The organism is Argonema galeatum A003/A1, assembly GCF_023333595.1.
GTDB lineage: Bacteria > Cyanobacteriota > Cyanobacteriia > Cyanobacteriales > Aerosakkonemataceae > Argonema > Argonema galeatum.
In genome coordinates this window covers 1-26625 of record NZ_JAIQZM010000011.1, presented here as the reverse complement: position 1 = coordinate 26625, position 26625 = coordinate 1, and the positions used below count along the sequence as shown (strand labels likewise).

At 44.0% G+C, this 26625-nt stretch carries 30 protein-coding genes; 13 read left to right on the top strand and 17 right to left on the bottom strand.

Going from position 1 to position 26625, the window contains the following annotated elements:
* Nucleotides 1-140 precede the first annotated feature (140 nt).
* Together LAY41_RS13675 and LAY41_RS13670 are read left to right on the top strand one after the other, a co-directional pair.
* Complete coding sequence (locus LAY41_RS13675) at nucleotides 141-416, top strand: BrnT family toxin (protein WP_249098411.1); 276 nt, start codon at nucleotides 141-143, stop codon at nucleotides 414-416.
* On the top strand, nucleotides 364-666 hold the full coding sequence (locus LAY41_RS13670; RefSeq protein WP_249098408.1) for a BrnA antitoxin family protein: 303 nt from the start codon (nucleotides 364-366) through the stop codon (nucleotides 664-666). The genes LAY41_RS13675 and LAY41_RS13670 overlap by 53 nt, the downstream gene beginning before the upstream one ends.
* A 114-nt stretch (nucleotides 667-780) precedes the next feature.
* Here the strand turns inward: LAY41_RS13670 and LAY41_RS13665 are convergent, their stop codons facing one another.
* From LAY41_RS13665 to LAY41_RS13650, 4 genes are all read right to left on the bottom strand, one after another.
* Nucleotides 781-2610 carry an ABC transporter ATP-binding protein gene (locus LAY41_RS13665; protein ID WP_249098405.1) on the bottom strand — a complete coding sequence of 610 codons (1830 nt, stop codon included), beginning with the start codon at nucleotides 2608-2610 and terminating at the stop codon, nucleotides 781-783.
* A complete protein-coding gene (locus LAY41_RS13660; protein WP_249098402.1) occupies nucleotides 2607-3422 on the bottom strand; it encodes a class I SAM-dependent methyltransferase in 816 nt (271 codons plus the stop codon). The genes LAY41_RS13665 and LAY41_RS13660 overlap by 4 nt, the downstream gene beginning before the upstream one ends.
* 94 nt (nucleotides 3423-3516) lie before the next feature.
* Nucleotides 3517-4161, bottom strand: coding sequence for an ATP phosphoribosyltransferase (hisG, locus tag LAY41_RS13655; protein WP_249098400.1), 645 nt, complete (start codon nucleotides 4159-4161; stop codon nucleotides 3517-3519).
* A 101-nt stretch (nucleotides 4162-4262) separates the two neighbouring features.
* Entirely contained in the window at nucleotides 4263-5834 is a 1572-nt protein-coding gene (locus tag LAY41_RS13650; protein ID WP_249098397.1) for a serine/threonine-protein kinase, read from the bottom strand.
* Nucleotides 5835-6104: 270 nt separating this feature from the next.
* On the opposite strand from LAY41_RS13650, the gene rppA reads away from it, so the two are divergent.
* From rppA to LAY41_RS13605, 9 genes are all read left to right on the top strand, one after another.
* Nucleotides 6105-6815 carry a two-component system response regulator RppA gene (rppA, locus tag LAY41_RS13645; RefSeq protein WP_249098819.1) on the top strand — a complete coding sequence of 237 codons (711 nt, stop codon included), beginning with the start codon at nucleotides 6105-6107 and terminating at the stop codon, nucleotides 6813-6815.
* A gap of 187 nt (nucleotides 6816-7002) precedes the next feature.
* The gene (locus LAY41_RS13640; protein ID WP_249098816.1) at nucleotides 7003-7188 is read left to right on the top strand and encodes a type II toxin-antitoxin system HicA family toxin; all 186 of its coding nucleotides are present in this window, start codon (nucleotides 7003-7005) and stop codon (nucleotides 7186-7188) included.
* A 2-nt stretch (nucleotides 7189-7190) separates the two neighbouring features.
* On the top strand, nucleotides 7191-7412 hold the full coding sequence (locus tag LAY41_RS13635) for a type II toxin-antitoxin system HicB family antitoxin (RefSeq protein WP_249098394.1): 222 nt from the start codon (nucleotides 7191-7193) through the stop codon (nucleotides 7410-7412).
* Between the two features lie 88 nt (nucleotides 7413-7500).
* On the top strand, nucleotides 7501-7713 hold the full coding sequence (locus tag LAY41_RS13630) for a hypothetical protein (protein WP_249098391.1): 213 nt from the start codon (nucleotides 7501-7503) through the stop codon (nucleotides 7711-7713).
* Nucleotides 7694-7972 carry a type II toxin-antitoxin system RelE family toxin gene (locus LAY41_RS13625; protein ID WP_249098388.1) on the top strand — a complete coding sequence of 93 codons (279 nt, stop codon included), beginning with the start codon at nucleotides 7694-7696 and terminating at the stop codon, nucleotides 7970-7972. Before LAY41_RS13630 ends, LAY41_RS13625 begins: the two co-directional genes overlap by 20 nt.
* 221 nt (nucleotides 7973-8193) lie before the next feature.
* Nucleotides 8194-9369 (top strand): alpha/beta fold hydrolase, encoded by a 1176-nt coding sequence (locus LAY41_RS13620; protein WP_249098385.1) that lies wholly within the window; start codon nucleotides 8194-8196, stop codon nucleotides 9367-9369.
* A gap of 271 nt (nucleotides 9370-9640) precedes the next feature.
* Entirely contained in the window at nucleotides 9641-9865 is a 225-nt protein-coding gene (locus tag LAY41_RS13615; protein WP_249098381.1) for a type II toxin-antitoxin system HicB family antitoxin, read from the top strand.
* A 118-nt stretch (nucleotides 9866-9983) separates the two neighbouring features.
* A complete protein-coding gene (tcmP, locus tag LAY41_RS13610; RefSeq protein WP_249098378.1) occupies nucleotides 9984-11300 on the top strand; it encodes a three-Cys-motif partner protein TcmP in 1317 nt (438 codons plus the stop codon).
* A 41-nt stretch (nucleotides 11301-11341) separates the two neighbouring features.
* Nucleotides 11342-12280, top strand: a complete 939-nt coding sequence (locus LAY41_RS13605) for an SPL family radical SAM protein (protein WP_249098374.1) — start codon at nucleotides 11342-11344, stop codon at nucleotides 12278-12280.
* A 122-nt stretch (nucleotides 12281-12402) separates the two neighbouring features.
* On the opposite strand, the gene LAY41_RS13600 is transcribed toward LAY41_RS13605, so the two are convergent.
* From LAY41_RS13600 to LAY41_RS13540, 13 genes are all read right to left on the bottom strand, one after another.
* A complete protein-coding gene (locus LAY41_RS13600) occupies nucleotides 12403-12876 on the bottom strand; it encodes a lysophospholipid acyltransferase family protein (protein ID WP_249098371.1) in 474 nt (157 codons plus the stop codon).
* Nucleotides 12830-13414, bottom strand: coding sequence for a 1-acyl-sn-glycerol-3-phosphate acyltransferase (locus LAY41_RS13595; protein WP_249098368.1), 585 nt, complete (start codon nucleotides 13412-13414; stop codon nucleotides 12830-12832). The genes LAY41_RS13600 and LAY41_RS13595 overlap by 47 nt, the downstream gene beginning before the upstream one ends.
* Nucleotides 13415-13606: 192 nt before the next feature.
* On the bottom strand, nucleotides 13607-17398 hold the full coding sequence (locus tag LAY41_RS13590; RefSeq protein WP_249098365.1) for a PAS domain S-box protein: 3792 nt from the start codon (nucleotides 17396-17398) through the stop codon (nucleotides 13607-13609).
* Between the two features lie 259 nt (nucleotides 17399-17657).
* On the bottom strand, nucleotides 17658-17960 hold the full coding sequence (locus LAY41_RS13585; RefSeq protein ID WP_249098362.1) for a (2Fe-2S) ferredoxin domain-containing protein: 303 nt from the start codon (nucleotides 17958-17960) through the stop codon (nucleotides 17658-17660).
* A gap of 420 nt (nucleotides 17961-18380) precedes the next feature.
* The gene (locus LAY41_RS13580) at nucleotides 18381-19685 is read right to left on the bottom strand and encodes a serpin family protein (RefSeq protein ID WP_249098359.1); all 1305 of its coding nucleotides are present in this window, start codon (nucleotides 19683-19685) and stop codon (nucleotides 18381-18383) included.
* A gap of 27 nt (nucleotides 19686-19712) precedes the next feature.
* Entirely contained in the window at nucleotides 19713-20894 is a 1182-nt protein-coding gene (locus LAY41_RS13575) for an aspartate aminotransferase (RefSeq protein ID WP_249098355.1), read from the bottom strand.
* 167 nt (nucleotides 20895-21061) lie between these two features.
* Nucleotides 21062-22222 carry an iron-containing alcohol dehydrogenase family protein gene (locus tag LAY41_RS13570; protein WP_249098353.1) on the bottom strand — a complete coding sequence of 387 codons (1161 nt, stop codon included), beginning with the start codon at nucleotides 22220-22222 and terminating at the stop codon, nucleotides 21062-21064.
* Between the two features lie 225 nt (nucleotides 22223-22447).
* On the bottom strand, nucleotides 22448-23365 hold the full coding sequence (locus LAY41_RS13565; protein ID WP_249098350.1) for a branched-chain amino acid transaminase: 918 nt from the start codon (nucleotides 23363-23365) through the stop codon (nucleotides 22448-22450).
* 129 nt (nucleotides 23366-23494) lie between these two features.
* On the bottom strand, nucleotides 23495-23998 hold the full coding sequence (locus tag LAY41_RS13560) for a Ycf51 family protein (protein ID WP_249098347.1): 504 nt from the start codon (nucleotides 23996-23998) through the stop codon (nucleotides 23495-23497).
* Nucleotides 23995-24486 (bottom strand): Fe-S cluster assembly sulfur transfer protein SufU, encoded by a 492-nt coding sequence (gene sufU / locus LAY41_RS13555; RefSeq protein WP_249098344.1) that lies wholly within the window; start codon nucleotides 24484-24486, stop codon nucleotides 23995-23997. The genes LAY41_RS13560 and sufU overlap by 4 nt, the downstream gene beginning before the upstream one ends.
* A 304-nt stretch (nucleotides 24487-24790) precedes the next feature.
* On the bottom strand, nucleotides 24791-25111 hold the full coding sequence (locus LAY41_RS13550) for a type II toxin-antitoxin system RelE/ParE family toxin (protein ID WP_249098342.1): 321 nt from the start codon (nucleotides 25109-25111) through the stop codon (nucleotides 24791-24793).
* A complete protein-coding gene (locus tag LAY41_RS13545) occupies nucleotides 25095-25358 on the bottom strand; it encodes a hypothetical protein (protein WP_249098340.1) in 264 nt (87 codons plus the stop codon). The genes LAY41_RS13550 and LAY41_RS13545 overlap by 17 nt, the downstream gene beginning before the upstream one ends.
* A 36-nt stretch (nucleotides 25359-25394) precedes the next feature.
* Entirely contained in the window at nucleotides 25395-25538 is a 144-nt protein-coding gene (locus LAY41_RS13540) for a hypothetical protein (protein ID WP_249098337.1), read from the bottom strand.
* 96 nt (nucleotides 25539-25634) lie between these two features.
* Here LAY41_RS13540 and LAY41_RS13535 point away from each other — a divergent pair, with 96 nt between their 5' ends.
* Together LAY41_RS13535 and LAY41_RS13530 are read left to right on the top strand one after the other, a co-directional pair.
* Entirely contained in the window at nucleotides 25635-25874 is a 240-nt protein-coding gene (locus tag LAY41_RS13535; RefSeq protein ID WP_249069424.1) for a type II toxin-antitoxin system Phd/YefM family antitoxin, read from the top strand.
* 63 nt (nucleotides 25875-25937) lie between these two features.
* The gene (locus LAY41_RS13530; protein WP_249069422.1) at nucleotides 25938-26297 is read left to right on the top strand and encodes a type II toxin-antitoxin system VapC family toxin; all 360 of its coding nucleotides are present in this window, start codon (nucleotides 25938-25940) and stop codon (nucleotides 26295-26297) included.
* Nucleotides 26298-26625: the final 328 nt, after the last annotated feature.

The window sequence follows — 26625 nt, the reverse complement described above, 5'->3', positions numbered from 1 at the left end:
TCAATCTCAAAGAGATTCTGGATATGGTAATCCTGCCATCCAAGGATATATTTATCCTGCTGACAGATGTAGATAAGTAGAGTTACAGCGATCGGCTATGATAAAATAATTGGAGGAGAGATATTTTGTATATACTGTAAATGCACTTTGAGTGGGACGACAACAAAGCTGAGTCTAATTTTATTAAGCATGACATTACATTTGAGGAAGCCGTGACAGTTTTTGCCGATCCCTATCTCCTGTTTACGGAAGACTCCAAGCATTCCACTCAAGAGGAAAGACAATGGGCAATTGGGGAAGCAGAAAATGGCTTAATGCTAGTGATTGTTTTTACAATGAGGGGCGAACAAATCAGAATCGTAAGTGCCAGAAAAGCAACAAAAAGAGAGCGCAAGAGATATGAAGAAGGAATCTGATTTCCCTTTCGAGAGGGCAAGACGAGTGACATCAGAAGAAAGCAAGAAATTCAGAGAAGCGATTTCTGAACAGTTTGGTATGAAGTTAAGAAAACGGGATTTGCCAGCCAAAAATGAAGATGAGAAGTATGAATTAATTTCGCTCAAACTTCACCCAAAAGTCCTAGCTTGGGCGATGGAAGAATCCAAAAAAAGAGGGATTGGCTATCAAACAGTTATTAATGAGGTACTGTTAGAGCGAATTAGCTGATTGCGATCGCGCAATATACAAACCACCAAAAGATAACATCGATTTTTGCATAACTTCTAAGATTTGAGATTTTAGATTGAATATTTAAACATTCAATCTAAAATCTCAAATTGATTAATTTCCTAACATCTGCAACTTATACAAACTGGCATAAAGTCCTTCTTGTTGCAGTAGTTCTTCATGGCTACCCGATTCTACAAGTTGTCCCCGCTTCAGTACTAGAATGCGATCGACATTGCGAATCGTGGAGAGTCGGTGAGCGATAATAATCGCAGTACGTTCTGCCAGCATACGCTCCAAAGCTTCCTGAATCAAGACTTCTGTCCCCACATCCAAGCTAGCAGTTGCCTCATCCAACACTAAAATGCGAGGATTGCGGATAGCAGCACGGGCAAAAGCTAGTAGTTGTTTCTGACCGCCAGAAAGATTGGTGCCTCGTTCCCGCAACTGGGTATCGTAACCTTGAGGTAGCTGTTCGATAAATTGGGCAACGTTAGTTTGTTCTGCTGCGGTGCGGATCTCCTCAAATGAGTAGGTTTCTCCCAAAGTGATGTTACTTTTGACATCACCGGCAAACAGAAAGCCATCTTGCAGTATAACTCCCATGTAACGGCGCAGTTCTGTTTGAGGCAAATCCCGAACATCCACTCCATCGAGAAGAATGCGACCCTGAGTGGGTTCGTAAAGACGGCACAAAAGACGAATGATGGAACTTTTCCCTGCACCTGTGGGGCCAACCAAGGCTACTTTCTCCCCTGGATGAATAGTGAAATCTAAATTTTTGAGAACGTATTCATCGGGTTTGTAGGCAAAAGATACTTGTTCAAAGCGAATTTCTCCGCCGGTGATTCCTCTTGCTGGGGGTAGAGATTTGGGATGTTCGGGATCGCGAATTTCGATTGGTTCGTTCAGGATATCGGTAATGCGTTCAACAGCGGTGAAACCGGCTTGAATTGAGGTGAATTTCTCAGCTAATTGGCGCAAGGGATCGAAAAGACGTTGGGCATATAGAATAAAGGTGGATAAAATGCCAAAACTGAAGTTGTTTTGCATGACGAACCAGCCGCCTAATGCCAGGACGCCTGCGATCGCAATCAGCGAAATCCACTCCAGCGTAGCAGAAACAGCCGAGTCGTAAAAGATGGTTTTGTCTACCTCGCCGATGTAGCGCTTGTTGATAGTACGAAATAACTCTGAATTAAACTGTTCCCGGCGGAACAACTGCACTACATTAATCCCGATGATGTTTTCTTGCAGAGTGGCGTTAAGGGCGGAAAGTTCCTCCCTAGCTTTGTAATTTGCTTTGCGGTACTGTTGCTGGAAATAAACGATCGCAGCGGTTACTGGCACTAACATTAGCACTAGCATCAAAGCTAATTGCCATTGCAGGAAAAACATGGTAGTTGCAATCGCCAAAATCGAAAACAAATCGCTGACAATGCCGATCGCACCAGTAGAAAAAACATCCCCCAACGCTTCTACATCGCTGGTAAGACGAGTAATCAATTTTCCTACAGGAGTGCGATCGAAAAATCGCACGGCTAAGGAAGTAACGCGATCGAACAAATCCTTGCGAATAGCAGCGGTGATCTGCTGACCCACCTTTTGTACCGCGTATGATTGGGTGCTAACAAGTACCATCCGTACAGCTACAGTTAGCAACAATAAAACGACCAGAATATTAAACGCCTCTGAAAACGGGCGACTTTGCAGAAAAGCAAAAGTTGTCTTCTCTTGGCGGATTAATGAGATAGCCTGCCCGATTAAAATAGGTTGAATAGCGCCAGAAACCGCTACCGGCACCAATAATGCGAGCGCCAGCACCAGCAGACGCCTGCTTTGGCGGGCATAAGGCACTAGGCGCAGGAATAATCGCCAATCGCTTTCGCTTTTGCGCGATCGTTTACTTTCCATAGTCTCTATCACAGGCGACGAACTTGTCATGAATGATATGTCTCTACTTTTTTTCTTGCTTCTACTTCTAATTTCATTATTGGCATATACACAAAACCCTCTCTATCCAGAGGGTTGCACTCAATGTATGTTTCTGCTAGAGCATCAATAAGCTCTTGATGTAGATCTTCTGGTACGCTGGCAAGAAGGGGAAGCCACGTAGTCCGAATCAACCCTTTAAATCCTTCTTTTCCCTCGAAAATCATATTTGTAGTTATTGCTTCTACCCGGTTAGATTTTAAGCCCACACATTCTAACAAATCCTTATATTCATGTGCTTCGTACAGACCAAAAGGCGTACTCATAAATTTCTCGAAGTATTTCCCCCATTTGTCAACTCCAATCATTTTCTCTATAAATCCTCTCGTGCAAGTATCATTTTCTTGCTTGCCAACAAACAAAAGCTGTATTTTACCATCTGGCTTCAGGCTATTTCTAATTCCTTCCAGCACTGGGGTATGGTCAGCGATCCAATGAAGGCAAGTAAAAGAGACGATAGAATCGAATTCATTTTCAAAATGGAGATTTCTGGCATCTTCATGCTGGAATCGGAGATTAGGGAAATCAGTAGCAGGAAACTTGCTGCTTGCAAAGTTGACCATATCTTCAGAACAATCAACCCCCAGAACAGATCCATTGGGTACAAGTGCGGCAAGTTCAGCAGTAATTTTCCCATCTCCGCAGCCAATATCCAGAATCCTTTCATCTCCTTTCAAGCCAAGCTTGGCGATAAATTCTTTTGCCAATCTCAGCTGTTCGGAAGAATTTTTGTGGTAATCTTCTGCATTCCATTTGTAGTACATAATCTTTATTGTCCGCTATGTCAAGTTGGTAGAGTGGGCAGTACAATGCCTAGTTTTACTACTTCCACAAGTTTGACAACAATTCGGGGAAAAATTAGACTGCCGAGAAAGTTTTTTCTCTCAGATGTTCAACCGAACTGTGCAGATTATCCGTATTGAGGCGATAACTCAGGGGATGGGCAATTAGTCGCGCCGTGCTTTCAAACAGAACCTCTATCTCTACCAAGCCATTTTCTTTGAGAGTTTTGCCAGTTGATACCAAGTCTACGATCGCTTCCGACATTCCAGTTATTGGCCCAAGTTCCACCGAACCGTACAGGGGCACAATTTCCACAGGCAAATCCAGGTTACCAAAGTATTCGCGGGCGCAGTGAATAAATTTAGAGGCGACCCTACCGTGAGGAGGCAATTCCAACGCTGATTGGTAAGGACTAGAAGATTTTACTGCCACGGACATCCGACAGCGACCAAATTGGAGGTCAGCCAAATGAGCCACTTTAGGTTGTTTCTCCCGCAGAACATCGTAACCGACAATTCCCAGATGCGCTTGTCCGTATTCGACATAAACTGGGACATCCTGCGCCCTTACTAGCAGTGCTTTTGCCGTACCGCTGGGGTTTTCAATCTGGAGTTGACGCATTCCCGGTTCGAGGAAACCGCTGAAGTCCAGTCCAACTGCTTGCAGCAGACGGATGGTTTCAGTCAAAAGTGCGCCTTTGGGTAATGCAACAGTCAGCATATTGGAGATTTTAGATTTTAGATTTTAGATTTTAGATTGAGAAACTGGTATTTGACGATCTTGTCCTCCTTGTCCCCTAGCCCCTTTTTCTTTTGACTTTTCTAGGGGCTAGGAGTTTCCTCTAGGAGGGGAGATAAGGAAGAATTATCGTTCGGGAGGTTTGGTTCGGGGATAGTTTGGGGACTCTCACTGGGCGTAGGTTGTACGGGGTTCGTCAAAATAACGTCCAGCTTGTAGTCACTATCGGTAGCTCCTGCGATCGAACTTAGTTCAATATAGTAGTCTCCAGCCAAAGGGAGCAAGCCTTCCCATCGCTGCACTTGCTTAGCTTGAAAATCGATCGGTATTCGATTGGGTGCCAACACTGTTATGGAAACATTTCCTCTAACCACAGCAACACTTAATTGCTGACCTTGCTGGGCGGAAATAATGTAGGTAATGGTTTGATTGGTTTTGAGATTTCCCTCTTTGGAGGTTGTTTGTCCCAATACTGGACTGAGGGTTTCGCTTGTGCTAATTGGTTCGGGAGTGGGGGTGGGTGCGATGCTGGGTGTTGGCACAGGTGTGGGAGATACATCGCCTCTAGTTGGCGTTGGCACTGGTGTGGGAGTGCTTGTTACTTGATGCAAGGTTTTTACCGATTTAGTCGGAAACATTAAACCGAACAAGATCAAAAAGCCAAAGATAACTAATAAAGCTATAGCTGTACCGATAAGGGGTAAATTTGATAAGTTATTGGCGATCGCAGAAATTTTGCGCGTGGGAGGACGGGGTGTAGTTCGCCTCACCTGTGATTTTTTGCCCGTTACGACTGACGCCGCAGTTGTTATACCACCCCAAGCTCGCAAAGCTTGGCTAACTTCGATCGCTGACTGATAGCGATTATAAGGTCTGGGAGCCATCATTTTCTTGAGCAGGTTGAAAATGCCCAGGCTGATGGTGGGAGGCAAAAGTTCCCAACGCCAACTCATTGTTGATTGTTCCAATAATTCCTGGGGTTTGCGCCCAGTCATCAACACCACTGCCGTCACCGCTAAAGCGTAGAGGTCGCTGTTTGGGTAAACTTCGCCTGTCTGGAGTTGTTCGGGGGGTGCGTAGCCGAGTTTACCTACGGTAGTTGCTGGGGGAATATTTCCAGTCGTGTCCAACTGCGCGGCTTTTTCTTTGACTGCGCCAAAGTCGATCAGTACGGGCAGGCGATCGCTCTCCCTGAAAATGATATTGTCTGGTGAAATATCGCGATGAATAATCCCCTTCTCGTGGATATGAGCTAAAACAGGCAACATTTGCTGCAAAAACTCCACAATTTCGCTTTCTGACAAGGTACGCCCTTCCTGTTGACGTTCTTGCAGCATTGCCCTATAGCTCTTGCCATAAGCATAATCCTGGACTAAAAACAAGCGTTTGCCCTGCTCAAAAGTGCCTCGGAACTTAGGAATTTGGGGATGGTGGATTTTATAGAGAACCTCCGCTTCCCTTTGGAAAAGTTCCTTTGACTTCTGTAAGGCATAATCGGTCGTCAAGCGTGGGGTATATTCTTTGAGGACGCAAAGTTCGTTAAATCGGGATTGGTCTTCTGCTAAATAAGTACGGCCAAATCCCCCTTGACCCAGAACTTTGGTCAAGCGATAGTGGTTTTGGAGGATAATCCCCAGAGGCAGGGGTGGTTGCATGGCAGGCTCATTCCCTCTCTTATAATGCGAATAAGTCGATCGCTTTTCAAATTTAAACGTATAAGTGCAATAAGTAGGTAGGCCCAAATAAATCATTATTGGTACGTAGTTGCGATGCCGCGCTAAAGCCCAACTACGTACCAAATCCAGAAATTTTACGTTTCGTTACATAGTTTGGTTTTTTATTGCCAACCTACTTACTCTCATAATTCCCTATTAAAGACCTTTAGGAGTCAAGTTCTTGCAATTTCTATGTTCCATGCCTTACTTATGCGAATTCTTCTAGTTGATGATGAAGTTGAGCTAACTGAACCCCTCAAAGCTGTGTTAAGTCGCGAAGGTTACAGCGTAGATGTGGCTTATAATGGAAATTCTGGAAGTCAGTTAGCGGCCCAAGGCGATTATGACTTGCTGATTCTGGATTGGATGCTGCCGCAAATAAGTGGGTTGGAAATTTGCCAACAATTGCGACGTACCGGACTCACGACACCAGTGTTATTTCTTACCGCCAAAGATACTTTGGACGATCGCGTACAGGGATTGGACGCCGGTGCAGATGATTATCTGGTAAAACCTTTTGAATTGCGAGAGTTACTAGCACGAGTTCGGGCCTTGTTGAGGCGATCGCCTACGCTAGAATCCACTTCAAAAACCCAGCGTTTGCGAGTAGGAGATTTAGAGTTAGATTGCGAAAACCAAGTAGCTTATCGTCGGATACGCACAATAGATTTATCGGAAAAAGAGAGTGATTTATTGGCATATTTTATGCGCCACCCCGGTCAATTGTTGACTCACGCCCAACTTCATCAAGAACTTTGGGCAGAAGGCGATCGACCCAGCAGCAATGTATTAGCAGCTCTAATTCGCCTGCTGCGTCGCAAGATTGAGGCTGTTGGTGAAACTCAGTTGATTCACACCGTCTACGGTAAAGGCTATCGTTTTGAAGAGATTGGTCAATGTAGAGACAGTTCGGGATACTAAGGTTGGCGCAAATAAATTATTATTGGTACGTAGTTGCGCTGCCGCGCGGCATCGCAACTACGTACCAAATTCAGAAATTTTACGTTTCGTTATTAATATTTTTGTTAAAATGCGTAACAATAGATTATCATAAGTTAAGAATAAAGGATGTTCACTTGTGCCGAAAAAAATTCGATAACTAAAAAAAATACTATTAAAAGCTGGTTTTACTTATAGATCTGGCAAAGGCAGTCATACGGTTTGGAGTCATCCAGGTTTATCCTATAGTTTGGTTTTATCTGGAAAAGAGGGCGCAGATGCCGATCGCTACCAAGAACGTGATGTTAGAAACGCGCTTAGAGAGTTAGACAATTTAGATCTGGAGGAACAGTAACAATGAATTATCAATACAGTATCCTAATTCAGTGGTCAGATGAAGATCGAAAATATGTCGTTAGCCTACCTGAGTTTGGCCCCTACGCTCATACTCATGGAAACACCTATGCCGAAGCATTAAAGAATGGAGAAGAAGTGTTAGAACTTTTAATTGAAGAGTACGAATCACTAGGACGAACCTTACCAAAACCAATAACTGCTGGTTCTTTAGCAATCGGTTAGTAAAAAAGGGGTTACGCCAGCTGATTTGGTATGATATAGATGGCGGTACAGTCTATAATATGTTGAGTATTCAGGAAGGAGAACGTTAATGGAAATTCAGGAGCTTAAAGCTTTAATTAAAGAAAGTGTGCGGGAAGTTTTGCGGGAAGAAAGACTGTTACTCTGTCAGGCTTTGATACCATATTTGAGTGAGGAAGAACAAGAGGAACTAGATGTAATGTTTGGTTCACCATCAGACTATGAAGATGAAGAATCAGTTGATATGACGGATTGGGTGAAACATGGCCATAAAATTCCGTAAGGACGCGATCGAGTTTTTAGAAAAGGCAAATATTGAAGATGCTTCTAGAATTGGGGAAAAACTCCATCAAATCCTGATTTTTGTTGAGGAACAGGGGGTTATTCCCTTTACGAAACTTGACATTAAAAAGATGAGGGGAAATTGGGAAGTATTTTATAGACTGCGTATTGGTAAAATTAGAATCGTTTTTATAGTTGATATTGATTCTGCGGAAATTGAAATTTACACAATTGGGGCAAGAGGAGATGTCTATAAATAATGTTTTTTGTAGTAATCTGGGATTTGCAGGTAAATTTACCAAAAATCCCGATCGTTCTGGCCTTATGTTGAAACAAGTTGGTGATGAGCTAAAGCTCAAGCCAAATTCTATTGCAGTTTAAAATTAAGTACAGCAACCGCCAGGGCGGTTAAGACATTCTTAATTCCACCAAACCCTTGATATAGACCCTTCTTACCCTAGCCCCTAGCCCCTAGCTATACATGGATACCAATTTTACTCCTTCCCCCGAACAGATCGCTCAAACTAAGCAGAAGATTGATGCGTATATCCAAAGCATTGATGCTAATGCAGACCATCGAGCTGGGGCTTATCCTTACTACCAGTTCCACCAAGCGGGAGAACCAATTCGCGGTACGGTGCTGATATTCCACGGCTTCAGTAACAAGCCTCACCAGATGTCGCGGTTGGCAGATTACTTGTTCCGCAATGGGTTTAATGTCTATCAAGCAAATGTCGCCGGTCACGCTTTTATACCGGCGGACAAATACTGGCCGCAAGTCGATCTCAAGCCAGAAATTGCTAATCCGCTGCGGGAAAAGGTGCAGAATGACCCGGTGTTGCAGAACTTTTTTGCCAATTTGGCGGCAGATCCGGGCACATTTCGTCGTCCCGGTTATCGCCAACAGATTGCTTTGGTGTCTCGGTTGGTGACAATCGAGCCTCGGTTATTAGATATTATGAAGGCGATCGAGCTTGACAATGACCCGGACTTTGAGGAGTATTTTATCTCTTCTGACATGAATTATCTCAAAGATGCACGCGATCGCCTTGCAGAATTGGACGCTATGCCGGGGCCTATTTATACGATCGGGTTGTCGGTGGGTGGGTCTGTGGCGCTTGGTTTGGCCGCAGACAAACCAGAACGGATCAAACGGGTGGTAGCTTATGCACCGCTGCTAAAGATTTATGGGGTGGAACGGCGGCAGTATGTCATGCTGGCTGGGCCACTGGATATTAGCGAATCAGGCTGGGACCCTGCATTGCGTTTCCCTGTGGGCTGTTTCACTGGGGCCGATCGCTTTGGCAGCTTTGTACGCAGCCCCAATAACATAGCTACTTTACGCGATATTCCTACGTTTCTCGTGCTGACACAAAACGAGGATGCCGCCGATCTTGATACTAACCAAGAATTTTTTGAGAATATTGGAGGCGATCGCAAGGGACACCGCTGCTATGTTTATTCTTCGGGCGATATGGTGCCGCACCCGATGGTAGATCCTACTGAGGTCAGTCAGCAAATGAGCAATCGTTTTTGGCAGAGTCTCTATCAAGAGACTTTTCATTTCTTGACTGCTGGTGAGATCGATTCTGGCAATATGAGTAAGGTCGATCAAGATCCAAATTTACCCCAAGTTCCACCACTTGAGAGTAAGTAAACTCTCGATAATTTTATTATCTTTGTAGGCGATCGTACTTCCCGATTAAAACAAAATTCAAAGTCAATGGCAACGCTATCAGCCCGACAGGGAATCAATTCCCTGTCTCATAGCGAAAGTCGGTTTAAACCGACTGAAAAACCCCAGAAACCCGGTTTCTTTCCACCCAGTCCACTGAAGTGGACTTTCGCTATTAGCCTGCGATTTGAATCGCAGGCGGGCTGTCGGGTTGGCGGACTATTTGGAAACAAGCACAATTGGAGAATGAATAATGCGTTACGTTGTGGTAATTGAAAAAGCAGAAGTAAATTATTCCGCTTACGTTCCCGATTTACCTGGTTGCGTAAGCGTTGGGGATACTATAGGAGAAGTGAAACAAAATATTCAAGAAGCGATCGAATTTCATTTAGAAGCAATGCAAGAAGATGGTTTACCTATTCCACAACCAACCACTGAATGCGAATATGTGGAAGTGGTAGCAGTTGTGGGTAATTAAGAATTTTGGATATGTTTGGAAAACTGCGATCGCATTTTGATCGCGGTTTACATCATTCAGGTAGCAAAAATCACTGATGTTTATTAAAAAAATAACAATAATTCAAGGAGCATAAACAATGAGTAACTCTGATACTAAATGGTCTGCTGATGGTAAAACTATTCCTGATATAGAACCCCATACTAAGACCAAACATTTATTAACACAACAATATGTTACTAATTTAATTGATACTCTTTACGGAAAAGGGTTTCCTCGTGGAATTGATACGTTTACATTTGTGGATGGTTTTTGTGGAGGAGGTATTTACAACGATCAAGAATCAGAGAATACTTGGTATGGTTCACCTATTCGCTTAATTAATGCTGTTCGAGAAGGTTGTTTGAAATCTAAAAGACATTATCCTTTAAAGGTGAAATTTATTTTTATAGACACAAACAAACAGCATTTAGAATGCCTAAAAAATGTGGCTATGTCCCAAGCAGGATTAGGACAATTATCCGATGAAGAACCACATACTTTTAAAACTGAATTTAGTGAACTAATAGAGCAATGTGAATTTATCAATGATGAATTTGAGAATCAGGTTAATTATTGCATTTTTCAAGCTGAACAAAGAAAGGGTCATTCTTTATTTTTTCTTGACCCTTATGGATATCTTCATGTTTCTATGGAAAGCTTTAGAAAAATAAATAGCTTGAATAAATCTGAAATAATATACACACTTATGGCAAGAGATATTCAAAGATTTGTAATTGATAAAGATCGTAAAGAAAGAGAGAGTTTTTATAAAAAATTTGAAGCTGAAGAGTATTTTAAAGATTTAGAAAATTTACAAAATTTTGGTAGAGAGGCAAAATTTAGAGATGAATTAATGAGATTATTTAGAGAGAAAGGAAATGCAAAAAAAGTGTTTACGTTTGCCATGATCCCTACTGAAGACAGAAGAGTTTTATATTATTTAATTCATATTTGTAGTCACTTAAGAGCTTTAGAAGTAATGAAAGATAGTAGTTGGTTATATAACAACATCAATTATCAATATCATTATGAAATTTATGGTTATGGATTTAGAACAGCATCTTATTATGACCAACATCAGCTTAATTTGCAGTTAGATATTAACCAAGATAGTAAAACAGCTTGTATTCAAAGACTTAGTAATGATTTAGATCCTATCGTCCTTGAAAATAATTATGAAGGCATTACCATTATCGATCTTTGTAATAAAACAATGGAATTAAATCCTGCGACTAGAGAACATTATTTTGAATATCTCAGGCTTTTAAGAGATGAGAAACAAATAAAGATTTTGAGAAAAAACAAGAAAACAAATTTATATAAAGAGACTCAAAGTAATGATTTTGACAATTGTGATATAATAAAAAGTACACATATGAAACAGTTATCTTTCTTTGAACGATTTTTATATTAAAAGTCTAACCTCAAAAATTAATTTCAACTAGGATGAAAATTATGATTACTGGAACAGAAAAGATAGTCAATCCACTCCAAAAGAGTGCTTTAAATAAAAAAGGTTTATGTGACTATGTTGTTAACATAGCATCCGGTTGTCTTCATGGATGTACCTTTTGCTATGTTCCCTCAACTCCAAGTATTAGAACACAACAAAAAAAATTACATCAAAAAGGAGTAGATAATCCTCAATTAGATTGGGGGAAATATCTTTTTGTTCGAGAGGGAATTCCTGAAAAATTAGACCAAATTTTGGCCAGAAAAAGAAAATGGGAAAATACACCTTCAGGTAAAGGAGTTGTTTTGCTTTGTTCGGGAACCGATCCTTATCAAAATAAACAGGTAGCAGAGATTACTCGTCAAACCATTAAAGTTTTAATTAAACATAATAAAAGAATTAGAATTTTAACTCGTGGTTTATTGTGGCAAAATGATTTAGATATTCTCGTCAATCCTAATATTACATTAGGAATGAGTATTCCTTGCATAAATGATGAATTACTCAAGAAAATTGAACCACAAGCACCTTTATCTTCCGATAGATATAAAGCCTTAGAAAAGGCATCTAAAAGCAATTGTCGTTTATATGTAGCAATGGCTCCCACTCCACCTATGATGACTTTAGATGACTTTAGATTTAATTTAGATAAATTTATGCAAATTAATCCAGAATTAATATTTTGGGAGCCAATTAATGCCAGAGGATCAAATGGTCAAAGAATGTTAGCAGCAGGTTTAGATTTTGCCAAGTCAATTATGACTAAAAAATCTTGGGCTGAAACTTTTATGAGACAATGGGAATTTATTGAAACAGCAGCAACAGAACTAGAATGTTTAGAAAAAATACATATTTGGCCAGATCCATCATTAAAAGGTTTTGTCAATGAAGAAAAAATTAATCATTGGCTATATAAACAAACTATAGAAAAATGGAATTAGCCCTACTGGAATTGGCTTTAGCCCAACTACTAGAGCCAGAAAGCGGGTTTGAAAGAATCTCTTTTCGTATGACCGAAATATTTATGATGCCGTGTGCCTACAAAAAATTTTCACTATGAACATTAGCCTTTTTTTTCTGCAATTAGCAGACTGTTAATTTGCTTTTGCAGTTTTTCTCGGAATGCTTGTGCGCGTTGATAAGCAGTTGAACGATTATTATGTAATGCTGCTTTTTGTTGTTGTGAGTTTTCTGAACTGGGTAGATCCAGAGGTTGAATGTAATAACGCAGGCGTGTTTTCATTGCCCAAACGCCCATTGATGGAAAGAGGATAAAAATAATTATCAAAACTGATAATGGCAAGAAAGGCAAGCTGAAAGTTTTAGCCAATTTTTGCAGATTGAAAGCCCAAGGATGCAAGTATTCATTGCCCAAACAAACGACTGGGAGAATGGGAATTTGATAGCGATCGCTCAAACTAATAAAACTAGGATGAAAGGTTTGAAGCTGGAAACGTTCAAACCAACCTTTGCCAGGGCCGCGTACACCTTCAGGAGCGTATAATAAAATAGTTTTGTGGGCAACAAGCCGCTTCAAATTCATCAACTTCGGCTCGCACGCCACCCAAAACCTGAGACCATCCCGGAGGTAGCCACCAAATAACCCAAGGATGTTCAAATAAGGAAATACCTGCAAGCGGTTGCACTATCCAGCCGCGTGTATTTCCCAATAAATAAGCTAATACCAAAAAGTCCCAGGGAAAACACATTCCCGCATGGTTTATGGCGACAATTAATGGCCCGGTTTCGGGTAAATTTTCTAGTTGTTGCAATTCACTGCGAAAGTAATATTTGGCGATCGGAGCGATAATTTCATCGCGGAAAGCTTGTTGATAATTTGGATCGAATTGACTGGTTTCGCGGCGGGGCGAACGACAGCCGAGACGTAACCAGCGGATTAGCAACGCGAGATAAAATCCACCGGGAATCAAAAATAAGCCATATTCCAACCAATTCCAACCATCGGGATCTGGGTGATAGTGGTGCCAATGGCGATTGAACAAAATCAACCAGCCTGGTGGATACCAGAGGCAAAACCAATCGCACCAGGTAAATCGATATGGGGCAAGGGGCATAGGGGCAGAGGGACAGAGGGGCAGAGGAGCAGAGGGGCAGAGGGGTAGAGGGGCAGAGGAGTAGAGGGGCAGAGGGGCAGAGGGGCAGAGGGGCAGAGGAGAAAAGAAATAAAAATGTTTTTATATGAACAAAAGCATAACAACTCCGAAAGAGCCTTACTTTTGACTTTTGACTTTTGACTTTTCTTGCCCTTAGCCCTTAGCTATATGTCCCATCAGCGTTGCAACTACTGTAGCTAATTTAGCTGGTTCTACTGGCTTGGATACGTGCATTTGGAAACCGGCTTGAATTGCCTTCCAACGATCTTCATCTCTAGCGAAGGCTGTGAGAGCGATCGCACGAATTTTTCCGCCTTTTTCGGTCTCCATTTGCCGCACTTTGCGGAGCAACGCATAGCCATCTTCTTCTGGCATTCCGATATCGCTCACCAACACATCTGGCTTCAGTCGTTCTATTGCGTCCATTGCCTCACTTGCTGAATTCACCACCCTCACTTGGGCTCCATATTGTGTCAGCACTGTAGCAATTAAATCGCAGGTATCGACATCATCATCAACAACAAGTACTCGCAAACCATCGATCGCCCAAATGTTGTTAAATTTTTCGGTATTTCTAACTAACAAAGGCACTGACAGGGAATCTCTAGCAGCTGTTATTGGCAACTTCACAGTAAACGTAGATCCCTTGCCTTCTCCCTCACTGAAAGCCTGAATTGTTCCGCCATGCAGTTCCACCAAGCGACGCACGATCGTTAGTCCCAATCCAAGTCCGCCTTCCACTCTTGTAATTGAACTATCCTCTTGGCGGAAGCCCTCAAAAACGTGGGGCAGAAAATCAGCGCCGATACCTTTGCCGTTGTCTCTCACCTGGATTTGGGCATAGTAAATTTCAGATTTCAGATTTAAGATTTCAGATTGAAGTTTTTCTTCTTCAATTTGCAATTTCTGTAGTCGAACTTCAACAAATCCTCCTTCAGGTGTGAACTTGACTGCATTGGAAAGTAGATTTCCCACAATTTGCTGCAAGCGATCGGGATCGCCCGTAACTTCGCCAACCATTGGATCGAGTGCGGATTCCAGTTGAATGGCTTTGGCTTCTGCGGCTGGCTTAATAGTTTCGATCGCCTGCTCAATAATTCTTACCAGATTGACTGGTTGGATACTCAGGCGAATCTTGCCCCGAATGATGCGCGAAACATCCAAAATATCGTTGATGAGGATCACCTGTTGCTTGGCATTGCGCTCGATCGTCTCCAGTGCCTTTTTTGTGAGCGCTTCGTTCAAATTCCGGGTGCGAAGCATTTGCGCCCAACCCAAGATTGAGTTAAGCGGCGTGCGAAGCTCGTGGGAAACAATTGCTAGAAATTCGTCTTTGAGTCGGTTCGCTGCTTCGGCTTGTTGGCGTGCCTTCTGCTCTGCTTCGTACAGGTTAGCGCGATCGATCGCTACAGCAAAGCGTTCGGCAACCAGTTGTAGCAGATATAAATCCTCGCGACTGAATTGGCGGCTTTGGAGGGTGCCAACGTAGACAACGCCCAGCACTCTGTCTTCAATTAGCAGGGGGGCCCCCACGAGCGACTGAATCTTTTTCTCGCGTAAAAACGGACTGTACACTTGGGTATAAGCATCCTGTTCGATGAACATCGGCTGACGCTGTGCGGCAATGCGTCCGGCGAATCCTTGACCGATGGGAATGCGGACTTGCATTCGCGCTTCCTCCTCCAGTCCTTTGGCTGCCTTGACGACAAGACTGTGGCTTTGAGTATCCATCAGCAGGACTGCCGCCGTATCCGCCTGTAGAATTTCACCGATGCGACCCAACAACCCGTGCAGCAGTTCATCAAGGGATAGTGGAGCGATCGCAGCATCAGTAACGGCTTGCAAGCGTTCAACCCTCAAGGCTGCGGCTTCAGCCAAGGTGCGTGCGGCTCGCTCGCGGGCTAGTAGCTTTGTCCGTTCCACTTCTGCCCGTTTGCGATCGCTAATATCGATCGCAAAACCAAGACAATCTTCCTTATCCGTCGCCAAACGGGTGATACCTACTAGAACGGGAATACGGCTACTGTCAGAGCGAATAAATTCTTTCTCGAAGGGAGTACACACGCCAGATATCCTCAGTTGTTGAATCGCTTGCTCGTCCAACGCTAGATATTCTGGCGGTGTCATGTCTTGCCAAAGCACTTTTCCTTCTAGCAGTTCTTCCCTTGTATAACCCACCATTTCCACAAAGGCGTCATTCACCTCGCTGATGTTACCGCTAAAATTGGTGACTGCAACCCCGATCGCATTCGAGTCAATCCAGCGTCTGTACCGAGCTTCGGTTTCCCGCAGAGCTTCCTCTGCTTGTTGGCGTTGAATTGCTTCGGCAAGAATGTTGGCAGCAGCTTGGAAGAAGTTAATATCATCTTTGGTGAACTTCCTGAGTCGGGTCGCGTGTGCGCCCAGAACGCCCCAAGGTCGATTGTGCCCAGCGATGATGAGGCTCAAACCGCTAACTACGCCGTGGTTGTGCAGCAGCGGGGGGCCACTGAACCGTGTTTCGGTGCGGAGGTCTTCCACAATCACCGGCTCATTAGAAAGTAGGGTGTAGCCTGCTTGGGAATCCATTCCTGTGCCTACTGTGGCATGACCTACAAGTCCTTCTTGCCAACCCACTCCCGCCCGCAGAAATACAGCTTTACCATCGGGAAGCAGTTCTAAAACTTTGCAATATTCGACTTCTAGGGTTTTGGCAATTAGGGTAACGGCTTCGTCCATGAGCGTGTCGATGTTGGTACTAGCCAGCGCCCTTTGACCCAGGTGAGCGATCGCTTCCTGCTGCCTGTTCCGCACTCTTAAGTTTTCCTCTGTCTGCTTGCGATCGGTAATGTCGGTTCTTATAGCTAAATATTGAAAGGGTTTTCCACTCTCATCCAAAAAAGGAACAATTACCGTATCTACCCAGTAATAAGTTCCATCCTTGGCTCTATTTTTGATTTCTCCTTTCCAAACTTGGCCGCTCGAAATTGTTGCCCAAAGGTTAAGAAAGAATTCTTTGGGATGCTCGCCGGAATTGAGAATCCGATGGTCTTGCCCAATCAGCTCTTCTCTAGCATATTTGGATATCTCGCAAAATTTATCGTTTACATAGTTGATTATGCCTTTGCGATCGGTTCTGGCAACTATCGAAGATTTATCCAAGGCAAAATTGATATCTGAGAGCTGTTTGAGCGAGCTTTGCAGTTCTGACTCTGTTCGTTTGCGATCGGTAATCTCGCGAGTTAGTTTCGAGAAGCCTTGGAGATTTCCTGCCTCGTCTCGTAAGGCCGTAATTAATACATCCGCCCACAATAGCGAGCCGTCTTTACGCACGCGCCAGCCTTCTTCTTCAAACCGACCTTCGCGTGCTGCCACTTGCAATACCCGTGCTGGCTTACCCTGTGCGATGTCTTCGGCTGTATAAAAGCGGGAAAAATGCTGACCGAGAATTTCGCTAGCTTGATAACCCTTAATGCGTTCTGTGCCTTCGTTCCAGCTAACTACATACCCATTAGGATCGAGCATGAAAATTGCGTAGTCTTTCACACCTTCCACCACCAAACGGAAGCTCTCCTGACTGCGAAGCAGCTTATTTTCAGCGTTCTGGCGGGCAGCATTGAGGGAACTAATCAGCAGCGCTACTATTACAAACGCACTCAGCAGGGGAATGTTGTCCAAAAAGGCCAATGACAGCGAATGGCCCTGTCCTAGAAAACAGTAACCTAGAGACAAGGCGGACAAGACGGTGGCTACTAAACCTGACTTAAAGCCGCCATACCAAGAGCTAAACATCACCGCCGCAAAAAACAGGGGTGTGGGGGTACGCTGTAGCGGTGTTAGTACCAGTGTAAGCAATAGCGCGATCGCCACTGTCAATACAGCAACGGCGTAACGCCCCACCGGGGAACGCTGCAATTTTATCCGATTACCGCCAGAGGAAGAAAGTGCAAGATACACCTTTCTCATTAAGCGTTTGATTGTGGATGTACCTGACGACATGATTTGGTTAACTGAGCGTTTACCGCAGGCCGTACTGGAGTTCAAGGCTTTTAAGAAAAACTAAAAAGCCTTACTCCTCCATTGTTAACCATATATCTGCGATCGCGTATTTGTGTGTAAAAATACAAAATTTTTAATACCGCCGTCAAAAAAATGCCGATTAGCTCAAAAGCTGAATCGAGGCAGATATCTGCCGAGCCGGATGTAGAGCAGATAATTGTTATTGTTAAGAAGAAAACATTTCTATACGTAAGTGAATTCGGGGGTTGAGCTTAGCTTCCACAGGTTTCCCTCCCAGCAAGTGGGTTTCAACTATTGTAGGCACATCGCTGGGTTCGATCCGACAATACCAAGTCTCGTCTGGGACAATCCGCACAGTGGGGCCTGAACTGCACTGACCCATGCAAGGGCTGCTTTCCACTGTTACACCAGAAACTTTAGCCGCCTGAAAAGCTTCTAGCACCTCGGCTGAGCCGTTTTTCAGGCAAGAACGGTTTTGACAAATCAATACGCAACGAGGTTCTGGCATGAGGCACACAATCCAAAATAGCAAATATAGCTAGGGGCTAGGGGCAACAAAAGTCAAAAGTCAAAAGTCAAAAGTAAAGAAGGGCGAGCGTTGAGGGAAGAGGGAAAAGGTTACTCCGTAAGGGATTTGGATAAGAAGTAAGAGTTGGAGTTGCCCTAACCGACGAAAGTCGGTTGCTATAAAACACCCTGTTTTTATTTTGAACTATACGATCGCTTTTTTGCCAACAATTATGCTGAAATTGGATATTTTTGCATAAAAATTTCAGATTGCTAATTTTTTTTCTATTTGCAATCTTAGATCTAAAATTTGAAATTACTTCAAATCCGTCTGCGTCGGAATTGTTAGTTTTTCCCCTCTGCCCCTCTGCCCCTCTGCCCCTCTGCGGCCATAATAATTCAGACACAACCGGAAACGATATTACTTGTAGTTTGGTTCTACTATAGATCCCAGGAACAGGATCGCGCCTGTGCGATCGTCCCTAATAGCGCAGAAAAAGGGCCGATCGACAATCATCGCCCCTCCTCCTCTAGTACCTCCTATAGCCGTGACTGCTGCTGCTTCCGTACCTTCTTCGTTGACTTCCACAAAAGTTTTGTGTTTAATAAAGCTAATCCAGAGGGGTAGAGGGCTCATCGCTGAAAAATCAGCCCCTCTACTAAAAGCTACCTCCATTCCCAATGCTTTCAAAGGATTTTCAAGGTCAATTTCATACTCTAATTTAAAGCGGGGCAAACCGATATAAACTATCGGCGGTTCATCATAATTATGCGCTTTCCCGTTCAACTCGGTCATCCATTTTTCCCAGTTTTCAGCATTCAAGCTTTCATAAAATGTTTTAATCCTAACTCCTTTATTTGGTAAAAAAATGTACATACTAAATCTTTTTTCCCCATAGGGCAGGCTAATTGCCTGAAACATATCATTTTCGTAATATTTAGCGCCGTGAATTTGCTGGAACATGAGCGGGTGAAGTTTTTGAGTGCCGTTCAGTAATGTGAATGGGCGTTCTTGGGTTGCGTGTTTGGGAAATGGATATGTCCAGGTGCCTAGAAAGTGGATAGCGTTGAGCAGAACGAAAACGCTATCTGGTTCAATGCGATCGATAATTTTGTCTATTTTTCCGTTGGTACTCTGCTTAACCCAAGCGTTTATAATAGATACAACAGTAGGATCGCCAAAGTTTATATTTTGGACTTCCGAACCGTAGAATTCATGAATTTTCTGAATAAATTCTGGCTTTAATGGTTCACCATCTTTAGCCCAAAGGGAGTTGGCAATTGATAGCTGAACTTTGGGGTCTGGATTTGCCAAACTTGCTTTCAGTGCTGCATTAGCTTGATTGACTTCCTGGAGACTTATTCCTTGTAATTCTAAAGTTTGGGCGATCGCTTGTTGTGTTTGGCCGCTAGCTCCGTTATAAGTCATAGAAAGTGCGATCGCAATGCTAGCAGGAGAAATAAAAATATTTTCGTTACCCTGCTGCTTGAGAATTTCCGAAAACAGCTTGAAGCTAAACCTCGTGTTAGCTTCAATCAGCTTAGGATTAACATCATTTGGGGACTCTTGACTGGAGATTGAGGACTGGGAAAAGGGGGAGGTAAAGGGTTTGTCTTGCCCCTCTGCCTCTCTGCCCCCCTGCCCCTTCACACGCAAGATACCCGATTCGCCTAGTACAAGCAGGCATATAGATGTTGCCAGAATTAGCGTATGTCGGATGTTCACTCTTGATGAGCGACTAGCGCCTCTTAACTAATAGTGAATATTTGCCTGTTTGAATCGGTGCAAGGCTTCTGCAAGGCGATCGCATTCTGCAATCAAACTTATCCGCACATACCCCTCACCGGCAACCCCAAAAGCATTTCCTGGCGTAACTACAACCCCAGTCTGCTGCAATACGGAAAGAGCAAAATCTGTCGAACCAGCACCCGGAGGACAAGGCACCCACAGATACATAGTAGCCTTAGTTTTAGGGATATTCCAACCCAGCCCAGCCAATCCATCAATCAGAAAATCCCGGCGACGGCTGTAGCGTTCCTGCACCTCCTGTAAGTATACATCCGGCAGTTGGAGTGCTGTTTCTGCTGCTGATTGTAATGCGGCAAAGATACCGTAGTCTAAATTGGTTTTTAATGTTCGCAATCCTTGAATAATGTGGCGATTGCCAACGACAAAACCCACCCGCCAACCAGCCATATTATAGGTTTTGGACATGGTGTGGAATTCTACACCAATTTCCTTTGCGCCAGGAATTTCTAACAAACTGGTAGGCTTATAGCCATCAAAAGCTAATTCTGCATAACACAAGTCGTGAACCAACAAGATTTCGTACTTACGGGCAAAGGCAACAATTTCTTCAAAAAGTTCGCGGGGAGCAGTTGCACCAGTGGGGTTGCTGGGATAATTGAAGTAGAGAATTTTTGCTTGTTTGGCGACATCATCGGGAATGGCGCTTACGTCAATCAACCAATCATTTTCTGGTTTCAAAATTAAGCTATGAATCTTACCACCCGCAATTAAGGGGCCGCGAAAATGGGCTGGGTAAGCTGGACTGGGTACTAAAACTAAATCCCCAGGATTAATATAAGCGATCGCCAAATGAGTTAAACCTTCTTTGGAACCCAAAAGAGGCAGAACTTCGCTATCCGGTTCCAAATCGACACCGTAGCGGCGATGATACCACTTGGTGATCGTGCTGCGAAAACTAGCGGTGCCTTCAAAAGGCGGATAGCCGTGATTGGCGGGATTTTGCAGAGCTGCGATCGCAGATTCTACCACCGGCTGAGGTGTCGGCCCGTCGGGATTCCCCATTCCCAAGTCTATCAGGTCGAGTCCCTGTTCGCGGGCGCGGGCTTTCAGCTCGTCCAAGCGGGCAAATACATAAGGCGGCAATGCTTGCAGTCGATCGGCAGGAGTAATCCAAGATAAAGTCATTTGTCAGATGCTAATTGTTAATGTTAATTGGACATCTCCAGAAATTAAAGGTGCTAAACCTTGAACCCTTGTAGAGACGTTGTATGCAACTTGTAGAGACGTTGCATGCAACGTCTCTACATTCTTTTTTGGAGAGGTCTATTGGGTAATTGGTAATTGGCGATCGTTCATTGTTCATTGTTCAGCCACTCCCCAGTCCCCAGTCCCCAGTCCCCAGTCCCCATTACCAATGACCCAGCTGTGGTGGAAACCATTCCTGCCATTAGCTGGTCAATCCCAACCTTAAACGGTAGTCGATGGAGATCGGAATTGGCAGCACAGGCAATTTCGGCAGCTTGGCGCAATTGAGAAAGCGTAATGTTCCCCAAACCCAGATCTTCTAAGTTTTGCGGTAGTCCAATTTCAGCATAAAATTTCAGCAGTTGCTGCCGTGCGGTAGCTGCTAACTGATTGTTTTGTAGCATTTCCTCTAAACGCAGCTGCACTAGAATGCCATAGGCTACTTTTTCACCGTGCAGCGAACTGTGACTTGCCGGTATGTGGGTCAAACCATTATGAACGGCGTGGGCGGCGACTGTTCGACACTGAGATCCTCCCAGTCCGCCGATGACGCCTGCCAACATTACAGTGGCATCCACTACTGATTGCCATTCTTCGCCTCCCGGTTCTTTAAGGGCTGTTGCTGATTTTTGGAAGAGAATATCCCGCAAAACTCTAGCTTGTTGGACGGCGGCAATAATTAAGGCTGACTGGGAATTGCCGCTGCTGACAGATGCTTCGTACCATTTAGCCAAGGCGTCTCCAATGCCTGCCACTAGCGTTCTTTGGGGAGCTGTTTGAATTAAGCTGTAATCCAGCACTAGCAAATCGGGACAGCGATCGAGCGGGACATCGTAGAGAAATGCTCCCTGTTCGGAATAGACATTGGAAAGGGCTGTCCAAGCGGCGCAGGTTGCCGCTGAGGTGGGTACGGTGACGACGGGCAATCGGGACTGGTGAGCCAGTAATTTGGCGGTATCTAAGGCTTTGCCGCCGCCAATACCGATAATTAAATCGGCTTGATGAGCGTGTACTTGCGATCGCAGCAATGCGAGGCTAGCTTCCGTACAATCTGGACTGTAGGAGGCAAAAGCAGGGATTAGCTGTTGCTGTTCGAGAACAAGTTGCAATTGGGGCTGATATGCGGCCAGGGTTCGATCGCCCCCGACAACCAAGGGACGGCGACCCAAACGAGCAATTGCTTCGCCGCTAAGTGCTTGGTTGCCCCGGATCGCTTGGGCTGGGGCAACGGCAAGGGAGATTGTCGCAGTAGCAGTTGGAGTAAACACTTAAGACTAAGGATTGGGATAAAGCGAAATCGTGTTATCTAAATAACATTATTACCTCAGACTGGGGTACCAGTTTAAAGCGAGACAGTCGAACCCCACCCCCAACCCCTCCCCGTCAACGGGGAGGGGAGTATTTCTCCCCCCTCTCCTCTGGAGGAGAGGGGGGTTGGGGGGGTGAGGTTTCTCTTGATGCAAGGTTGGTAGCCTCAGACTGTTCCACTATGTTTATTCCTCTAGCGAAATTGGGTATACCCAGTCTTGGTAATTAGGGTCTCTGTTTTCGGTAATGGCGATGAGTTTTTGTCTCAATTTTTCTGTTACTGGCCTGTTTTCCGGCAATTGGTAATTTTCAATCCTTTTTACTGGGGTTATCTTAGCAGCAGTCCCGCTTAGGAAAACTTCGTCAGCAATAAATAGCTCGGATTTATCAACTGGTCTTTCTATAGTTTTAATCCCCAAGTCTTTGGCCAGCGTCATCACGCTATCTCTTGTGATTCCTTCCAGAATATCTTGGTCAAATCCCGGCGTAATTATTTCCCCATTTCTCACCACAAATATATTCATTCCAGAGGCTTCGCATACTTTTCCTTGCGAGTTCATTAAAATGGCTTCATCAAAACCGGACTCTACAGCTTCCGTTTTAGCTAAAGAAGAAGTAATATATGCGGCGCTAATCTTACCTCTTAATGGAAAGCTGCGATCTTCTTGTCGATACCAAGAGCTAATTCTACAGTTAACTCCTTCTGGAGACGAATATTCTCCTAAGTCTAATCCATATACAAAGAAATCTTTTTCTATGTTATGGAGTCTAGGCGCAATTCCTAAGCCTGCTGTATAAACAAAAGGTCTGATATAAAAAGATGTTTCTGGTCGATTCTTTTTGACGAAATCTATTATTATTTGTTGAATCTTGTCTGCTGGTATATCGTAGTGGAGAAACCTAGCGCTACTACTTAACCTTTGACAGTGACGGTCTAACCTAAACAGCAAAATGCGATCGCTATTTTCAGGATCTGGTATACCCCGCAATCCTCCTAATGCGCCTGTTCCATAATGTAAGGCATGAGTAGCTATGGAAATTTTGGCGTCGGCAAAAGGTACAAATTGATTTTCAAAGTAAGCAATTGGTAAGAAGTTATTCATGGTAGAGGACAGGGATGGGTTTAGACACAAAACTTGGCAGAGGTTTATTTTAAGTAAAACTTAAAAGACAAAAAGCCAAAGAAGGATGTTTTATTGCTGTTCTTTCTTTTGACTTTTGACTTTTAAGTTTTAACTTTTTTGAGCTAGGTTTTCCCGATAAATTTCAATTTGCAACTCTTCGTCGCGGTTGGAAAGCGATCGCGTTACCTGACCCAAATAAAGCGGTTGCGAAACTCCGGGTTCGGGATGCACCATAGTACGAGCTCGAATCGTCAGTCTCGAGCTGGCGTTTCCTAAGCGACCGTAGGAAAACAAATTACCAGCAGCTTGACGAAGGGTGGCGTCTAATTGAGATTCGGTAATTTCAGGCGGAAGTGCGATCGCAGCTTGCGTAGCCCCATTATCATAGACTAGCGAAAAACGAACCGCACCAGGAATCTCGATCCGAGTAAACGGCACCAACCCCAGGGCAAATAAACCACCAGTGAGGACGCCCATAAAGCCGGTGATGCCTACCAGCCGAAATCGGATGCCCCACTTAAAGATAAATCCAAAAACTGCTAGGGCACCACAAGCCAGCGTGGCGATACCTACCCACTTGGCGGCTAGGAGAAACTCAGATGTTGCGATCATGGCGATAATGGTGCTTCTTTTTCGTTGCTAATGAACCCATCTAGCTGCGAACCGTTGGGCGATTCTAGGGCAGCTTTGAGGGCGTGCCAGGTTAGGTTAGCACATTTAATCCGCACGGGGAACTGGGAGACGCCTTGCATGACGTTCAATTTCCGCTGTTCTTTAGGGAACTCTGCTTCTCCTTTCATCATGCCTTGAAAGCGTTCCACCATCTCCAGAGCTTCTTTGACGGTTTTGCCTTTTAAGGCTTCAGCCATCAAATCCGCAGACGCCATAGAGATTGCACAGCCTTCTCCTTCAAATTTGGCATCCACGATCGTGTCGCCGGCATCGTTGAGCTGCAACGTGAGTTCGATCGTATCGCCGCAGGAAGGGTTATGTCCCTTCTGATATCGATGCACCGGGTTGGTTTTGCCCTTGTGCTTTGGCTTCTTGTAATGTTCCAGAATGACCTGTTGATAGAGGTCGCGCAGATTACCCAGAGTCATGATGGGACTGGTAAAACGTTATTTATCTTTCTTAATATTAGAGCAAGGTGCCAGCTTCTAGGCATTCAGCTATGTAGACATCATCTTCTTTGTAAACAATCACTGTAAAACTGCGAGTTTTCATAGTTAACGCTGCGTACACCCATCCAAATTATACCAAATATCCTTACTCGAAAAGCGATCGCCGCGATTGTGAGTAAAAAAAGATGTTGGGTTTCCTTGTTCTTCAACCAGTTTAGGAGCCACTGTTTTTGAAACCCAGTCAGGAAGTTATAGCAACCGATGAGTATAGCGTCAACTCAACCTATTCTAGATCGTCTACAGTCAATGGTGCTTGTGCTATATGGCGAACATACAAAACGTAAACTTTAGTATCTCGAATAGTAAATAGCACTCGGTAGATATTTTTAGATTTTCCGTAAAGTAGCTGTCGGACTTCTTCAGTAAAAATTTCGTGTTCGACGGCTTCGGCACAGCGTCGGGGTTTTTCTTGAAGTGTTGCAATCGCATTCATCAATCCGCGAAACCAGCGATCGGCAAACTCAGGATTCCGCTCTCGATACCAGCAGTAGGCTTGCTCGATTTGGGTTTCTGCAATCGGGGTAATTTCAACCTGAAATGTCATATTTCTGTTGCATTCCTTGGACGAAATCCCCGATGGGGCGAGTTTGCCCAGCATTGAGTTCCTCAAAACCTTGCTGAATGCCTGCGATGGTTTCTAGTTTGTCAATTAGTTGACTTAGTTTGGTTGGATCGATTTTGCCCGGTTCAAGAAAGGTGACGAGGACTTGAGTGCGATCGCTCATGTTCTGCGGTAACTGGGTTAGCTCGATTTGCCCATTCTGATAAATGCCTTCGATAGTTATGATCATGGGTTGCAGCAATGCGGTAATGGCTTTTCCAAGATTTTATCCCATAAAACCACAATTCTGCTTGGTAGTTGTATAAAAAGCGATCGCACTTTCTTTTGTGGTGCGATCGCGCAGCGTGCCGTAGGCAATCGCGTGAGAGTCAGAAACCGGGTTTCTTAATAAAATCTCTGTAAAAGACAAAAGTTATCGGAGAAACTCGGTTTCTTGTCAGCTGCCAACTTGCACAACTATCACAATCGGAGTAAACTAAGTTTATGGACTTAGTTTTTTAAGAGCATGGAAACTGTAAATATCGATCAGGCTAAGACAAATCTCTCAGGACTATTGTCGCGTGTGGAACTTGGAGAAGAAATCATTATTTCAAACGGATCTATCCCAATAGCGAAGTTGGTTCCGTTTCGTAATTTCTCCAATCGACGAGCTAGTTTAGGGCAAGATCGAGGGAGATTTATTGTACCAGAGGACTTTAATGAGCCTTTGCCAAAAGAGATTTTGGCAGCATTCGAGGGGGATTAAAAGTGAAACTTTTGCTGGATACGCAGTGTTGGTTATGGTGGTTTGCTGAACCAGAGCGATTGAATGAGGATACGATTGCCTACGGCACGCTGCGCGAACGCACATATTGCCGATGAAAGGAACGAATTGTGGTTTTCTGTTGCTAGTATTTGGGAAATAGGTATAAAAGTTGCGATCGGAAAGTTGCCATTGCCAGAACCGATAGATAGCTACATTTCTAGTCGCATGGTGCAGTTAGATGTGCAGTATTTGGAAATTAGATCGCCTCATGCTTTACGAGCGGCTGCGTTACCATTACATCATCGAGATCCCTTTGATCGAATGTTGATTGCTCAGGCTCAAATTGAGGATATGATGCTTGTAAGTGCTGATTCAATGTTCAAGCAATATAGTGATATTTCGATTCTTTGGGCAGCCAATTAGTGATATTTCACTCTTCAGTTTAGATGGTGCGCTCGCGCAGCGTGCCGTAGGCAATCGCGTGAGAGTTCAGAAACCGGATTTCTTCATAAATTTGTGTAAAAGACAAAAGCGATCGGAGAAACCCGGTTTCTTGTCAGGGCGATCGCTCTTTCTTTTAGTGGTGCGATCGCGTAAGCGATGCGTAGCATTATCGCGCGGCGTCCGGTAGGCAATCGCGTGAAAGTCAATTATTTTGAGATATACTTTTATCTATGGGTAGGAGGTAAACTTTCCACTTTGAGTTTAGAGCCGAGTAGTTTAGATGATATTCGTCAAGATATAGCTAAAA